Genomic DNA, 15,774 nt, shown 5'->3' with positions numbered 1-15,774 from the left:
GGGCCGCTCGGCCTACGCGGCCGGCTTTCCGCTCTCGCGGCCGTCGACGTACGTGGCCGCCACCTCGATGCCGCCGATGCGCGAGACCTCGACGCTCCGCGGGTCGTCGCCGAGCACGACCAGGTCGGCCCGCTTGCCGGGGGTGAGGCTGCCCGCGCTGTCCTCCCAGTGGCACGCGTAGGCCCCGGCGACGGTGTAGGCGTACAGGGCCTCGTCGACGGTGATGCCCTCGTCCGGGCCGATCAGCCGGCCGGACTCGGAGGCCCGCTCCACCATGAACTGGACGGCCCGCAGCGGCGAGCCGTCCGTCACCGGCCGGTCTGAGCTGCCGACCAGGGTGACGCCGTGGTCGAGGAACGCCCGGCCGCGGTACAGCCACGGCGCCCGCTCCGCGCCCATGACCGTCGCGTAGTCGTCGCCGAAGTAGCGCAGGAAGTTGGGCTGGACGACCGCGCTGACGCCCAGCCGGGCGATGCGCGGCAGCTGGTCGGGGCGGATCAGGCCGGCGTGCTCGATGCGGTGCCGGGCGCCCGGACGGGGTCGCAGGCGCTGGGCCCGTTCCAGGGCGTCCAGGGCCACGTCGGCGGCGCGGTCGCCGATGGCGTGCACGGCGAGCTGCCAGCCGGCGAGGTGGCCGTCCACGATCGACCGCGCGAGCACCTCGGGGTCGTCCTGCAACCGGCCGCCGTGGTCGAGTCCCTCGTACGGGGCGCTGAGGGCCGCGGTACGGGCCATCATGCCGCCGTCGGTGAAGATCTTCAGCGCCCCGACGGAGAGCCGGTCGTCGCCGAAGCCGGTGCGCAGGCCGAGGTCGAGGGCCTTGGGGATGCCATCGGACTCGTGGGCCTCGACCGTACGCAGCCGGTCCGCGGAGACCATGAGCTGCACCCGCAGCGGCAGCAGGCCTTTCTCGCGGGCGTGTTGGTAGGCGCCCAGCTCGACCGGGCTGTGGCCGAAGAGGGCGCCCCCGATGCCCGCCTCGGCGCAGGCGGTGACGCCCTCGGCCAGGCAGGTCCGGGCGGCGCGGCCGATCGCCTCGGTCAGCTCCTCCTGGGAGTAGGGCAGTCGCAGGGCGCGGGCGGCGCCCATCGCGCCCTCGGCGAGGAAGCCGTTCTCGTGCGGCACGTCGGCGGGGAGCAGATCGAGGACGGCGGTGTTGACGACGCAGCCGTGCCCGGAGTCGTGCAGGACGTACAGCTTGTGCCCCTGGCTCACGCTGTCCAGGTCGGCGGCGGTGAGGTGGCGGCCCAGCGCCCGCTGGTCGTAGCCGACGATGTTCACCCAGGCGCCGGGCGTGTTCTTGCGGGCGACGGCCCGCGCCACGGCGGCGAGCGCGTCGTCGATCCGCGTGCGGCCCGCGATGCTGGCGGTGTTCTGCTTGAAGCCGGTCCAGGGCAGGTGCACGTGGGCGTCGATGAAGCCGGGCAGCACGGTGGCGCCCTGGAGGTCGATCACCTCGCGGGCGGGCAGGGCGGCAACGGCCTCGTCGAGGCCGACGATTCGGCCCTGCCAGATGCCCAGTTGGCGGGCGACCGGATGGTCCGGATCCATGGTGAGGAAGCGGGCGTTGGTCAGCTTGGTGCAGAGCATCGGCTGTGTCCTCCCCCGGGGCGTCGGCGGGGCGGGGGTCAGGCGTCCGTCGACCGGGCGAGGGAACGGGGCCGCAGGTCGGTCCAGTTGGCCTCGACGAAGTCCAGGCACGCCTCTCGGGTGTTCTCGTCGAAGACGACCGTCCACCCTCCGGGCACCGCGGCGAAGGACGGCCAGAGGGAGTGCTGCCCCTCCTCGTTCGCGAGGACGAGGAAGCGGCCTTCGGGGTCGTCGAACGGGTTGGTGGTCACGGTCGGTGCCTCCCGGGAACGTCAAGATTAGGTTAGCCTCGCCTAATTGGCACGAGCTTAGTCTTTCCCCTTGCCGCTCACAAGGAGATCCCGATGCGCCTGACCGACCCCGTCTCCGGCCGCGGAGCCGGTACGGAGCACGCCTTCGCCGCATACGGACTGCCCGGCGCACCCGGCACCGAAGCCTTCTGGGCGGCAGCCCGGACCCCGGTGTCGGTTCCCGCCGACGGCGGGGGCTGGTCGACCCTGTTCCTGTGGCGCGGCGCGGCGGCGAGCATCGGCTTCGAGAGCTGGTCCGGGCCGGTGCCCCTGCGCCGGTGGGGCGGCACGGACTGCTGGTACGCCGAGGTCCGCATGCCCGCGCGGCTGCGCGTGAGCTACCAGCTCCTCGTCGAAGGGGCCGCGCACGCCGACCCGTTCAACCCGGCCGGGGCGGGCGGCGACCGGTCCATCGCAGCGACCCCGGACGCGCCGGCCCAGCCGCACTGGCCCGTCATCGGCGCCGCGGACGTGCTGCCCCTCCCCCGGGCCCGGGTCCGCTGGAGCAGCGAGCGGCTCGGCGGGCGGCGCACCGTACGGGTCCACCCCGCGGGCGGCGGCGGACCGGTGGTCCTGCTGCTGGACGGGGACGACTGGCTGTACCTGCACCCGGCCATGACCGCGTTCGACTCGGCCGTCGCCGGCGGCGAGATGCCGCCCGTCACCCTCGTCTTCCTGCCGGTCCGCGACCGGGAGGCCGAGTTCGGGTGCCGGCCCGCGCTGTGGGAGGCGGTACGGGACGAACTGCTGCCGCTGGTGGCACGGACCGGCCTGCCGGCGGACGGGGACCGGCTGGTCGTCGCCGGGCAGAGCCTCGGGGGGCTCAGCGCCCTGTACGCGGCGCTGGAGTTCCCCGGCCTGGTGTCCCGGGTGGCCTGCCAGTCGGGCTCGTTCTGGTGGGCCCCCGGGGCATCGGACCGTGCGGACCCCCCCGGCGGCCCGGCCGGCGGCGCCCTCGCCGCGCGGCTGCGGGAGCGCCCCGCCCCGTCCGGCCTGCGGATCGCCTTCGACGTGGGGGAACACGAGACCCGGATGCTCCCCCACTGCGAACAGGTCGAGACCCTGACCGCGCAGGCCGGCGCGACCGTCCGGGTCTCCCGCTCCCCCTCGGGCCACGACCGGGCGGGCTGGCGCCACGCCCTGCTCCGCGACGTGGCCTGGGCACTCGGCTAGGCCGCAGCGGCTCAGCGGGCCACGGACCGGCAGTAGGCCTCGTCCGTCGCGAGGAGGTTGCGGTGGGTGTCCTCGGCGGTGACGACGCCGTCGTCCAGGACGAGGACGCGGTCGGCCGCGTCCAGCAGGGCCGGGCTGCTGGTGATCACGAGGGTGGTGCGGCCCCGGCGCAGTGCGGCGATGTTGCGCGCGATGAGCTGCTCGGTGACCGCGTCCACCGCCGTCGTCGGATCGTGCAGGACGAGGACGTCGGTGTCGGCGGCCAGGGCGCGGGCCAGGGAAAGCCGCTGGCGCTGCCCGCCGGAGAGGTTCGCGCCGCGGTCGCGGACCGCGTGGTCCAGTCCCTCGCGGTGCAGGGCGACGACATCGGTCAGCATGGAGGCCTCGACGGCCTCGTCCACCGATCCGCTGGTGCCCGACGGGTCGATGTTCGTGCGGAGGGTGCCCGCGAAGATCTCCGCGTCGTACGGGTTGACCAGCATGTGCGCGCGGACCGCCTCGACCGACAGCTCGGCGATCTCCTGCCCGCTGATCCGCACCGCGCCCTCGTACGCCTCGGGCGGCACCTTCAAGGACAGGACCGCGGCGAGGTCCGCCGCCGCACGCGGCTGGTAGGCGGCGACCGCCACGAACTCGCCGCCGGCCACCTGGAACTTCAGCGCGCGCAGGGTTCCGTACCGGACGCAGTCGAGCTCGAGGTCCCCGCCCTCGGCCGGACGCTCCGGGCCGGGGGTCGTGGCGGGCGGCGCGACCAGCACCAGGGCCATCCGCTCGGCCGAGGCGCGCGCCATCATCACGTACTTGGGCATGTCCGAGAACATCCTGAGCGGTTCCATGATGAACTGCGCCAGCCCGACGGCCATGACGAGTTCCCCGATGGTGATCCTGCCGTCGAAGGCCAGCCATCCCGCCGTCAGGGTCACGGCGGCGGCGAGGGCGGCGTTGAGGGCCATGGCGGTGCCCGCGTACGCACCGTTCGCCACCGCCACCGTGACGGCCTGCCGCTTCGCCTCGGTGCTGACCTTCCGATAGGAGCGGAAGGCCGCGTGGTTGCCGCCGAAGCCGTGCAGCGGGCGCAGGCCGGTGATCAGGTCGGCGACCTTCGCGCCCGCCCGGGCCACCCTGGCCTGCTGTTCGCGGGTGCTGGAGCCGATCCGCCTGGACATCACGCTCAGGACCGACAGGATCAGGGCGGTTCCCACGATCACGAGCAGGCCGAGCCGGAGGTCGGCCAGCCCGAGCGCGACCGCCGCGACCAGTACCGCGACCAGCGAACTGACCAGCAGCGGCACCACCTCGATGATGTCGGCCGTCTGGTCGGCGTCCTCGGTGGCGATGGTCAGGACCTCGCCGGACTTGAGGTCGACGTCCCTGGCCACCGGCTGGAGCCCGCAGTCCGCGACCTTGACCCGCCAGCGGTGCGCCTCGGTGGTGTTGGCCTTCTGCAGGATGCGCATGCCGAACCGCCACGACAGGGAGACCGTCGTGATGATCACGGCCAGGGCGGCGATCGACAGGGCGAGCGCGCCGAGGCTGCGCTCCCCTCGCATCGTGTGCTCGACGATCAGGCCGAGCGCGATCGGGAAGGCGGTCTCACCGGCCTGGTAGAGGCCCATGAGGACGGTGCCCCCGGCCATGGCGCCGATGTTGCGGCGCAGGGCGGTGCGCAGGATGTCGGACCCTCCCCCGGCTGCCGCCGGGGGTGCCCCCAGAGGGGGCCGCTTCGCGTCAGGAGTTTTCATCGAGGTGACGGGCAATCGCTTCCGGGGTTCGCAGCATGAACAGATCACGGATCGTGATCACAGGACCGTACTCGCGGCGGAGCAGCCCGATCAGCCGCACCGCCAGCATGGAGTGTCCGCCGAGGGACACGAAATCGCTCACCGCGCTCACCTCGTCGTCGTCCAGGTCCAGTGCCTCCGCGAAGAACTCGCACACCGCCTGCTCGGTCTCCGTCTGCGGGCCGCGCTCCCCCGCGGTGGTCAGCGCGCCGAGCGGCCTGGCCTCCGGCAGCGCCTTCGTGTCAGCCTTCCCGTTCACCGTGAGCGGGATGGCGTCGACCCGGGCGTAGTGCGTCGGACGCAGGAAGTCCGGCAGCGCGGCCCCCACGGCGCCGGCGACCTCCGCGAGTTCGGCGCCGTCCAGTACGAGGTAGGCCGCCAGCCGGTGGGCACCGTCCACCTGCGGGTCGGGCTGGGCGACCGCGGCGACGAACCGCACCGCCGGGTGCGCGGCGAACGCGGCCTCGACCTCGCCCGGTTCGACGCGGTGGCCGCGGATCTTGACCTGCTGGTCGGTGCGGCCCAGGTACACCAGGTTCCCGTCGGGCCGCCGGGCCACCAGGTCCCCGGTGCGGTACATCCGCTCGCCGGGCACGCCGAACGGGCAGGCGACGAACCGGTCCGCCGTCTGGGCGGGCTGCCCCAGGTAGCCGCGCGCGATGCCGATGCCCGCCACGTACAGCTCGCCCGGGACCCCGTCCGGCAGCGGGCGCAGCCATGGGTCCAGCACGTACACGTCCGTGTTGTCGATGGCCACGCCCACCACCGGGTCCTCGCACTCGAAGGTGCCGACGCCGAGGGTGTTGATGGTGTATTCGGTGGGCCCGTACAAGTTGTAGCCGACCGTGCCCTCGGTCTCGGCGAGCCGCTGCCACAGCGTGGGGGTGACCGCCTCGCCGCCCAGCAGGACGAGGGCGGGGCGCCGTGCGGGATCGTCCAGGAGGCCTTCGGCCACCAGCTGCTGTGCGTAGGTCGGGGTCACGTTGATGACGTCGATCCCGTGCTCGACGCAGTACGCGACCAGCCGGGGGGCGTCGCGGCGCAGTTCCTCGTCGCAGATGTGCACCTCGTGGCCGTCGGCGAGCCACAGGAGCTCCTCCCAGGACATGTCGAAGGCGAACGACACGGTGTGCGCGATGCGGAAGCCGCGGTGGCCGTGCTCGGCCAGCACCGGTTCGAAGATCCGGCGCTGGTGGTTGACGAGCATGTTGGTGAGTCCGGCGTACTCGGTCACCACGCCCTTGGGCCGCCCGGTGGATCCGGACGTGTAGATCGTGTAGGCGGGGTGCCGCAGGCGGTCCGGGTCGTCGGGGGCGTAGGTGGTGAACGGCTCGGCCTCGGGCAGCGGCCGGTCCAGCTCGATCAGTTCGCCGGACAGCCGGGGCGACACCTCGCTCACGGTGAGGATGACGTCGGGGCGGGCGTCCGCGACGATCGCGGCGATCCGCTCGTCCGGGTGGTCCAGTTCCAGCGGCACGTAGGCGGCGCCGGTGCGCAGGACCGCGAACAGCGCCACGATCGAGTCGAGGGAGCGCGGGATCGCGAGGGCCACGGTCTTCTCGGGGCCGATGCCGCGCCGGGCCAGCACACCCGCCACCGCGCGGCTGCGGTCCCTGAGCAGGCCGAAGGTCATGGTCCGGCCGTGGGCGACGAGCGCGACCCGCCGCGGGTCCCGGTCGGCCGCCCGGTCGAACCGGTCGACGACGGTGTCCGTTCCGATGTCCGTGCGCCCGGCGGATCCGGGCCGCGGGGCCAGGCCCGGCAGCGCGCCCACCGGGCCGGTGGAGCGGGCCAGGCCGTCGAGCACGCGCAGGTAGTCGTCCAGGAGCCGCCGGGCGGCCGCGGTGTCGTGGTCGCGGTACTCCAGCTTGACGGTGAGACGCTCTCCGGGGGTGACGACCCAGGTGAACGGGTAGTGCGTGGAGTCGTCGGCGCGCACCGCGGTGATGCCGTGGCGGGCGTTCATCGCGGCGAAGGCGTCCATGTCCAGGAAGTTCTGGAGCACGAACAGGTTGTCGAAGAGGGTGTCGTGGCCGCTGGCACGCTGGATCTCGCCGAGCCCCAGGTGCTCGTGCTCCATCGCCGCGACCCTGGCGTCCTGCACGGCCGAGAGGTAGTCGCGGACCGTGTCGTCCGGCCTGGGCCGCGTCCACAAGGGCACGGTGTTGAGCAGCACTCCGACGATGTCGGACAGGCCCTCGCCCTCGCGGCCCGAGACGGTGACGCCGAACACGGCGTCGGCGCGGCCCGTGCGCGCGCCGAGGAGCAGGCCGAACGCGCCGGTCAGCACCGAGTTCAGGGTGACGCCGTGCGCCCTGGCCGTGTCCCGGAGCAGGTCCGACTGCTCGGCGGGGAGCGTGTGCACGAGCGTGCGCGGCAGGTCGTCGACGAGGAGCGGCGCAGGTCCGGCGAGCAGGGTGGGGCCCGCGAGGCCGGCCAGGTGCTCCGCCCAGAAGCGCTCCGAGGCGGCGGAGTCCTTGGCGTCGAGTGCGCGGGCGTAGTCCTCGAAGCCGGGGGTGGCCGCGGCCGTCGGCGCCAACTCGCCGGCCAGCGCGGCCTGGTAGGCGTCGAACAGGTCCCGCAGCACGATCTCGCGGGACCAGCCGTCCCACAGCAGCAGGTGGTAGCTGAGCAGCAGGCCGTCGCGGTCGCCGGGCAGGCGCACCACGGTCAGCCGGATCAGCGGCGGCCGGTCCGGGTCGAATCCCGTGTCGCGGTCGCGGGCGAGCAGGTCGTCGACCTCTTCCCGCGTCCGCAGGGTGAGCGTGCGGACGCCGACCCGCCGGCCGGCCGCGAGGACCTGGACCGCGTTGCCGTCGTCGTCGGTGGTGAAGCCGGCGCCGACGACCGGGTGCCGCGCGATCACCCACGCCATCGCGTCGGCCAGCGCCTCGGTGTCCAGGCGCCGGTCGAAGGTGAACCAGCTCTGCGCGACGTAGTGTCCGGCTGGGCCCGCCATCTGGGCCTGGAAGAACAGGCCGCGCTGGAGCGGGGTGACCGGAGCCGTCCGTTCGGCCGTCGTGGCGGCGTCGGCGAGGCGTTCCAGTGCGCCGCGCCAGTGGTCGGTGATCTCGTCGGGGACGCCCTCGGCGAGGGTGAAGGCCGCGTGCAGGCTGCCGGTGGCCGCTTCGGTCCACGCGTTGACCTCTACGGCGTACGGGCTGCCGGGGTCGCCGCCGGTGATGTGCGGCACCTGCGACTCGCCGCCCCGGCCCAGGTAGTTGAACAGCACCTGCGGCCGGGCGCCGAGCAGCGGGGCCGTCTGCGGGTTGAGGTACCGGAGCCGACCGTAGCCGACGTGTGCGTGCTCGTCGGGCTGGCGTGCGGCGACCTCGCGGGCGGCCGCGACGGGATCGGTGTGCGCCGTGAGCCGCACGGGTGCGATGGAGGTGAACCAGCCGACCGTGCGGCTGTAGTCGTGGTGGGGCAGTGCCGGGACCCGGCCGTGCCGCTCCAGGTCGATCGCCAGGTCGCCGGGCGTGGCCTGGATGCCGGTCAGGGCCGTGCGCAGCGCGCCGCACAGCAGCTCGGTGAGGCCGACGCCGAGTGCGGCGGGCGCGGTGCGCGTCACCAGGTCGCTCGCGGCCGGCGGGAGTACGACCGTGGTCTCGCGCAGTTCCTCCAGGGCGCGGGTGAGCGGGGGTGCCTGGAGCGTGTCGGCCCAGTGGCCGAGGTCGGCGAGGGTGTGGGCGGACGGGTCGGCCAGGGCCGCCGCGTACTCGGCGTAGGAGGTGGTGGGCGGCGGCAGGGTGCTCCCGCGCAGGGCGGCGGCCAGGTCGTCGAGCAGGATCAGCCAGGACACCGAGTCCACGGCGAGGTGGTGCACGGTGACGACGAGGGTGCGGCTCTCCTCCAGCCACGAGAAGGCGATGACCTCGCCCGCCTCGGGGTCGAGCCGTCCGGCGGCCTCGTTCGCCGCGGCCGTCGCGTCGGCCGCGTCGGTCCGCACGACGGCGGCCTCGCGGTCGGGTTCGGTGCTCAGGGCCCACGCCCCGTGTTCGACGCGCAGCCGCAGCCGCAGCACCGGGTGGGCGGCGAGGACGGCGTCCGCGGCGCGCCGGACGTCGGCGAAGGTGGCGCCCTCGGGTGCCACCAAGGTCCTGGCCTGGGCGAACCGGTGGAGACAGCCGCCCAGTTCGCGCCGGCGCAGGATGATCGGGGTCGGTGTCAGCGGGCCGTCATCGCGGGGGGCCGGTGCGGCGGCGGCGGGCCGCGGTGTGCTCGTCGCCAGGTGCTCGGCGAGCGCGCGCGGGGTCTTGAGCAGGAACACGTCCCGCGGGGCGATGGGGAGGCCGAGCGCCCTGGCCCGGTTCACCAGGGCGATGGCGAGGATGCTGTCGCCCCCGGCCCGGAAGAAGTCGCAGTCACCGTCCACGGCGGCGCCGGGCAGGGTCTGCGTGAAGACGTCCACCAGCACGGCGATCGCGGAGCCGGTCGCCGCGACGGCCTCCCCGTGCTCCTCGGGGAGCCGCTCCTGGGGAAGCGCGCCGGCCCGTTCGGCCAGCGCCTCGCGGTCCAGTTTCCCGTTGACCGTCAGCGGCAGGGCCTGCGCCTCCAGCACCCGGCCGGGCACCATGTGCGCGGGCAGCTTCGCCGACAGCGGGCCGGCGAGGTCCGCGGGCGCCCGGCCCACGACGTGCGCGACCAGGTGGTCGCCGCTGTCCGCCACGGTCACGGCCGCGTCGACCACGCCGTCGAGCTCCCTGATCGCGGACTCCACCTCGCCGAGCTCGACCCGGAAGCCCTTGAGCTGCACCTGGTCGTCGGCGCGGCCGACGAACTCCAGCCCGCCGTCGAGCGTCCGGCGGGCGAGGTCGCCGCTGTGGTACATCCGGGAGCCGTCGGCCGCGAACGGGTCCGCCACGAACCGGCCCGCGGTCAGGGCCGGCCGGCCCAGGTAGCCGAGCGACACCTGGTCGCCGGCGACGTAGATGGCACCGACCCGGCCGGGCGGCACGGGCCGCAGCCGCTCGTCGAGCAGGTAGGCGGCGAGCCCGGGGATCGGCCCGCCGATCGGGCTGACGTCGTCGCCGGCGGCGAAGTCCTCTTCGGTCAGGACCCGGTGGGTGACGTGGACGGTGGTCTCGGTGATGCCGTACATGTTGACCAGCTCGGGCGCGGCGGCGCCGTGCCGCCCGACCCAGTCGCGCAGCCGTCCGAGGTCGAGCGCCTCGCCCCCGAAGACGATGCGCCGCAGGGCGGGCAGCGGCTCGCCCGCCTGCCGGTCGGCTTCGGCGAACTGGTAGAAGGCGGAGGGGGTCTGGTTGAGCACGGTGACCCCGCGCTCGCGCACCAGCCGGTGGAAGTCCACCGGGGAGCGGGTCAGCCCGTACTCCGGCACCAGCAGCTCACCGCCGTGCGCCAGTGCGCCCCACAGCTCCCAGACCGCGAAGTCGAAGGAGTACGAGTGGAACTGGACCCACACGTCCCGCGGACCGAAGTCCATGGCGGGCCGGGTGTTCGCGAGCAGCGACACCACGCTGGAGTGCGGGACGACCACGCCCTTGGGCCTGCCGGTCGAGCCGGAGGTGTAGATCACGTAGGCGGGATCGTGCCAGTCGGTCGCGGCGGGGCTGTCGTCCCGGGGCAGCTCGTCGCCCCGCACGACTACCCGGGCCGGCACCCCCGCCCGGTCCAGCAGGCGGGTGAAGCGGTCCCGGTGCTCGCGCTCGACGAGCACGACCCGCGGCGCGGAGTCGGCGAGGACGTACTCCAGCCGGTCGTCCGGGTAGGCGAGGTCCAGCGGGACGTACGCTCCGCCCGCGCTCACGGTCGCGACCAGGGCGACGACCTGCTCGACGCAGCGGGGCACGGCGACGGCGACCCGTTCGCCCGGGCCGACGCCGGCCGCGCGCAGGACGGCGGCCAGCTCGTCCTTGGCCGCGGCCAGTTCACCGTAGGTCAGGGACCGGGTGGCGCCGTCGAGGGCGCACTGGGTGACCGCGGTCCTGGCCGGGTCCCGGCGGGCGGCGGCGTCGAAGAGGGCGCCCAGGGTCACCGGGGCGGTGTGCGCGGGCCGGGCGGCGCCCCGCGCCAGGTCCTCGACGAGGGCGTCCGGCCGGGTGAGCAGGCCGGTGAGGGTGCGGGTGAAGGTCTCCAGGAGTGCGCGGGCGCCCGCCTCCCGTATCAGCGCGCCGTCGTAGATCAGGTTGAAGCGGGGGCGGCCGTCGGCCGCGCGCTCCACCACGAGCGTCAGCGGGTAGTGCGGGGCGCCCTCGTTCTCGATGCCGGTGACGGCGAGCGTGTGGCCGGGCCGGCGCAGGCCGGCCACATCGGTCGCGACGTCGAAGACGACCAGCGTGTCGAAGAGCGGTCCGGCCCCGACGTGCCGGCCGATGCGCGCCAGCGAGACGTGCTGGTGCGCCAGGACCGCGCTCTGGTGTCCGCGCACGGCGGCGAGCAGGTCCCGGGCGGTGGTGGTCCCGCTCCACCGGGCGCGCACGGGGATCGTGTTGATGAACAGGCCCACCATGTCCTCGATGCCGGGGACGTCCACGTCCCGCCCGGACACCGTGGAGCCGAACACGAGGTCCCTGCCCTGCAGGACGCCGCCCAGCGTCACCGCCCAGGCACTGTGCACGGCCACGCTCAGCGGAACTCCCGCCGACCGGGCGGCCGCGTCGATGTCGTCGGCCGGCTCCACGGCGGTGTCGGCGAAGCGGTCGGAGGGGGTGTGCCCCTCGGCGACCAGCGAGGGGCCCGGCAGGCCGGCGAGCTCCTCGCGCCAGACGCGGTCGCTCTCGTCCTCGTCACGTCCGGCGAGCCGGCGGACGTAGTCGGCGAAGCCGCCGAGCGGGTGGCCGGAGCCCGGCGCGTGGTACTCGGCCAGCAGGGCCCGCAGCATCGGCGGCACCGACCAGCCGTCGGCGATGATGTGGTGGACGGTCTGCACCAGGACGGTGCGCCCCGAGCCCGCGCGGATGAGCGTGTACCGCATCAGCGGGCCGGTGGCCAGGTCGAAGCCGGCGCGGCGGTCGCGCTCGGCGAGCTCGCGGATCTCCTCGTCGGTGATACCGGGGCGCTCCAGCGTGGTGAAGGGGGCCCGCACACCGCTTTCCAGTACGGAGACCACCCGCCCGTCGGCGAGTGCGGTGAACCGCGCGGCCAGGTTCGGGAACAGCGTGAGCAGGCGGGTGGCCGCCGCCGCGAGCCGGTCGGCGTCCACCTCCCCGTCCATCGTCAGCAGTTGCTGCTCGACGTAGCTGCCCGCCGAGTCGTCGTCGAACACCGAGTGGAAGTACAGGCCCTCCTGCAGCGGGGTCAGCGGCAGGACGTCCCGCAGCGCCGGGCCGTCGAGGTCGTCGACGTCGGCCTGGGTGAGCGCCGCCAGTGGGAAGTCGCTGGGCGAGTGGCCGCCGCCGTCCAGTGCGGCCAGCCCGGTCAGGGCCTCGCGGAAGTATCCGCAGACGGCCGCGATGTCCTCGTCGGTGAACATCCCGTCGGGCCAGGAGACGGTGGTGACCAGTTCGTACGCGCCGGACGCGTCGGGTTCGGCGATAGCGTTGAACTCCAGGGCGCGCGGCAGCCGCATCCTCGGATCGCGCTTCTCGCCCAACTGGCCGGTGGTTCCCGCGAGTTCCCACTCGCCTGCGGCTCCGGCGTCGAACCGGCCCAGGTAGTTGAACAGCACCTGGGGCGCGGGCGCGTCGAACGGGACGCCGGTGAGGTAGCGCAGGGCGCCGTAGGACAGGCCGCCCGAGGGCACGCGGGCGAGGTCTTCCTTGACCGCCTTGAGGGCGGCGGCGAGGTATCGCGGGTCGGTGGGGTCGGCCGCCGGGCCGGGGTCCACGGTCACCGGGAAGAGGGTGGTGAACCAGCCCACGGTCCGCGACAGGTCCGGTTCGAAGCCGGCGGAGTCCGCCACGAACCGTGCTTCGCGGCCGTGGCCCTCCAGCTCGACGTGCGCGAACGTCTGGTCCCGCCCGAGGTCGCGGTGCCGGCGGCCGAGGGTGACGGCCAGCGCGGTCAGCAGCACGTCGTTGACGCCCGCGTGGAACTTCGCGGGGATCTCGCCGAGCAGCGCGGCCGTGGTCCCGGGGCCGACGGTGACGGTCGTCGTGCGCTCCCGGGCGACGGTGTCCGCCGCGCTCGGCGCGCGCCGGCCCACGGGTGCGTCCGCACCGGGCAGGGGGCGCAGGTAGTGGGGGCGGTCCGCGTCGAACACGGCGCGCTCCAGCAGCTGCGTCCACCGGCGGAACGACGTGCCCGCCGGGGGCAGTTCGACCGGCGTGCCCGCGGCGTACTGCCGCCACGCCGTGGCGAGGTCCTCCCGCAGGATCCGCCAGGACACGCCGTCGATCACCACGTGGTGGGCGACCAGGACCAGTTGGCGTGCCGTGCGGCGCCAGACGGCGCGCAGCATCTCGCCGCCCGCGGGGTCCAGCCCGGCCGTGGCGAGCGCGACGCAGGCGTCGAGCGGCCCGTCGCTCTCCTGCCACGGCGGGGCGGCCCCGCCCGCCTCCGGGATCTCGAAGCTCCAGCGGTGGCCGCGCACCAGCTTGGCGCGCAGCATGTCGTGCCGTGCGACGAGGGCGGTGAGGATCGCGTCGAGGGCTTCGGCGGTCAGGTCCGCCGGGGTGTTCAGCACCACCGACTGCACGAAGCCCTCGATCGCGTCGGTGGTCTCGCCCAGCCACTGCACGATGGGGGATCCCACGACGGAACCGGTCGCGACGTCGGCGTGGTCCACCGCGGCGGCGCCCTCCCGGCCGGCCACCGCCGCCAGCGCCCCGACGACGCTGTGGGTGAAGATCTGCCGCGCCGTGACGTGCAGGCCGACCTCGCGCAGCGCGCTCAGCAGCGAGATCGCCAGGATGCTGTCTCCGCCGAGCTGGAAGAAGTCCTGGTCGACGCCCACCTCGTCCAGGCGCAGGAGCCCCGCGACGGCGGCGCAGACCAGGCGTTCGTTCTCGGTGGCCGGCGCGACCAGCGTGCCCGTCCCGATCTCGGGTTCCGGCAGCGCGCCGCGGTCGAGCTTCCCGTTCGCGGTGAGCGGGAACTCCTTCATCACGACGATGTGGGCGGGCACCATGTACTCCACCATGTGCCCGGCGGCCCACGCCTTGACCTCGTCCGCCCGCAGGTCCTCGCTGCCAGCGGCCGGGATCACGTACCCCGCCAGGTAAGTGCCGCCGGCGGCGTTCTTCCGCGCGACGACGCAGGTGTGCCGCACGCCGGGGTGTTCCGCGAGACCGGCCTCGACGTCCTCGAGTTCCAGCCGCATGCCGCGGATCTTGATCTGGTTGTCGGCGCGGCCGAGGAAGTCCAGGGATCCGTCCGGGGCGAACCGGGCGAGGTCGCCGGTCCGGTAGAGCCGGGAACCGTCGGCCGCGAAGGGGTTGGCGACGAACCGGGATGCGGTCAGGCCGGGGGCGTTCACGTATCCGCGGCCGAGCAGGAAGCCCCCCACGTACAGCTCTCCGCCGACTCCGACCGGGACCGGGCGCAGTTCCTCGTCCAGCACGTACAGCTGGGTGTTGGGGTTGGCCCTGCCGATCGAGGTGGACATGCGCTCAGCGGCGCCCCGGTAGATGACGTGCGAGACGCCGATCGTCGTCTCGGCCGGCCCGTAGCCGTGGTACATGGGTATGTCGAGGCGGGCGCGGAACCGCTCGTACAGTTCCGGGGTCAGCACCTCGCCGCCGCACCACACGTGCCGCAGGCTGTCCAGCCGCCCGGAGCCGCCCGCCATCTCCAGCAGCACGTCGAGCATGGAGGACACCAGGTAGGTGAAGGTCACCCGCTGCTCGGCGATCACGCTCAGCAGGTGGTGCGGGTCTCGCTCGCCGCCGGGCCGCAGGACCACCAGCCTCGCTCCGGACACCAGCGGCAGGAAGATCTCGTTGATGGAGATGTCGAAGGACAGCGGCGCCTTGAACAGGGAGGCGTCGTCGTGGCCGAAGCCCAGGATCTCGTCGACCTGCCACAGCAGGCGTTCGCTGATCGCCTCGTGGCGGATCATGGCGCCCTTGGGGCGGCCGGTCGAACCGGACGTGAAGATCACGTAGGCGAGGGCGTCGCCGGGGACGGTGATCCCGGTCCCCCCGCCGGGGTAGGAGCCGAACCGCCAGTCGCCGAGGTCCACGGCCACGGCTTCGGGTTCGGCCGGGTCGTGGTCGCCGGAGCCGTTGAGCTGGAGGACGACACGCGCGTCGTCGATGACGACGGATCGGCGCGCGGCCGGCCACTGCGGGTCGAGGGGGACGAAGGCGGCGCCGGCCTGGAGCACGGCGAGCAAGCCGATCACCATGTCGGCGGAGCGGCCCAGCGAGATGCCGACGACCTGTTCCGAGGTGATGCCGCGCTCGATCAGGTGGTGGGCCAACTGGCTGGAGACCTCGGCAGCCTGACCATAGGTCAGTGAGCGGTGTTCGTCGACGACGGCAACGGCGTCCGGCCTGGTCCGGGCCTGCTCGCGGAACAGCTCCACAATGGTCGGGCGAACCCGCTGCGCGTCGGTGGCGTTCCACTCGGCAAGGGTCTCCAGCCTCGCCGCCACGCTGGACGGGCCGATGGTGGCGAGGGACCGGTCCGGGAAGTCGGCCAGGTCGTCGAGGGCGAGCTGCGCGTCGGCCGGTGCGACGCCGTCCGGGACGGTGATGCTCCGGCCGTCCGCACCGACCTCCCATCCGGCCGGGCCGGCGCCTCCGCTGTCGACCCAGCCGAGGACGTCGGCGAACAGGGTGCCGGAGGTGAGGTCCATGCCCTCGGGGCTGCGGCCCGTGGCCCAGTAGGACAGCCCGATGGAGCACGCCCGGGCGATGGTCCTGTCGGAGTAGTCACCTGTCCGGCGCCGCACGCCTGCCAGGCGTGTGGGAGAAAGCCGCACGAGACGAGCGCTCGATTCCGTCATCGAAGACTCAACGCCCTTTCCAGAATCATGAATTGACCATGTGAATGAGCGCGGACCGGCTGGTGCTGTGGCCGGGAAGGTTTGCCGG

5 protein-coding genes are annotated in these 15,774 nt (G+C 73.9%); 1 reads left to right on the top strand and 4 read right to left on the bottom strand.

Features of this window, described 5'->3' with window-relative positions:
* Positions 1-12 precede the first annotated feature (12 nt).
* Positions 13-1,590 carry an amidohydrolase gene (locus BGK67_RS29540; protein WP_069922937.1) on the bottom strand — a complete coding sequence of 526 codons (1,578 nt, stop codon included), beginning with the start codon at positions 1,588-1,590 and terminating at the stop codon, positions 13-15.
* A gap of 38 nt (positions 1,591-1,628) precedes the next feature.
* Complete coding sequence (locus BGK67_RS29535) at positions 1,629-1,841, bottom strand: MbtH family protein (protein ID WP_069922936.1); 213 nt, start codon at positions 1,839-1,841, stop codon at positions 1,629-1,631.
* Positions 1,842-1,934: 93 nt separating this feature from the next.
* Here BGK67_RS29535 and BGK67_RS29530 point away from each other — a divergent pair, with 93 nt between their 5' ends.
* Entirely contained in the window at positions 1,935-3,053 is a 1,119-nt protein-coding gene (locus BGK67_RS29530) for an alpha/beta hydrolase-fold protein (RefSeq protein ID WP_069922935.1), read from the top strand.
* 11 nt (positions 3,054-3,064) lie between these two features.
* On the opposite strand, the gene BGK67_RS29525 is transcribed toward BGK67_RS29530, so the two are convergent.
* Complete coding sequence (locus tag BGK67_RS29525) at positions 3,065-4,795, bottom strand: ABC transporter transmembrane domain-containing protein (protein WP_069922934.1); 1,731 nt, start codon at positions 4,793-4,795, stop codon at positions 3,065-3,067.
* Positions 4,782-15,686 (bottom strand): non-ribosomal peptide synthetase, encoded by a 10,905-nt coding sequence (locus BGK67_RS29520; protein ID WP_069922933.1) that lies wholly within the window; start codon positions 15,684-15,686, stop codon positions 4,782-4,784. The genes BGK67_RS29525 and BGK67_RS29520 overlap by 14 nt, the downstream gene beginning before the upstream one ends.
* Positions 15,687-15,774 lie beyond the last annotated feature (88 nt).

Source organism: Streptomyces subrutilus (genome assembly GCF_001746425.1).
In the GTDB taxonomy this organism is placed as follows: domain Bacteria; phylum Actinomycetota; class Actinomycetes; order Streptomycetales; family Streptomycetaceae; genus Streptomyces; species Streptomyces subrutilus_A.
The sequence above is the reverse complement of the archived record's forward strand: the minus strand, read 5'-3'. Positions and strand labels throughout refer to the sequence as shown.

What these genes read in the sequence shown, in the direction of transcription:
- BGK67_RS29525 (WP_069922934.1), bottom strand. Translation starts at nt 4,795, where the DNA reads ATGAAAACTCCTGACGCGAAGCGGCCCCCTCTGGGGGCACCCCCGGCG.
- BGK67_RS29520 (WP_069922933.1), bottom strand. Translation starts at nt 15,686, where the DNA reads ATGACGGAATCGAGCGCTCGTCTCGTGCGGCTTTCTCCCACACGCCTG.
- BGK67_RS29530 (WP_069922935.1), top strand. Translation starts at nt 1,935, where the DNA reads ATGCGCCTGACCGACCCCGTCTCCGGCCGCGGAGCCGGTACGGAGCAC.
- BGK67_RS29540 (WP_069922937.1), bottom strand. Translation starts at nt 1,590, where the DNA reads ATGCTCTGCACCAAGCTGACCAACGCCCGCTTCCTCACCATGGATCCG.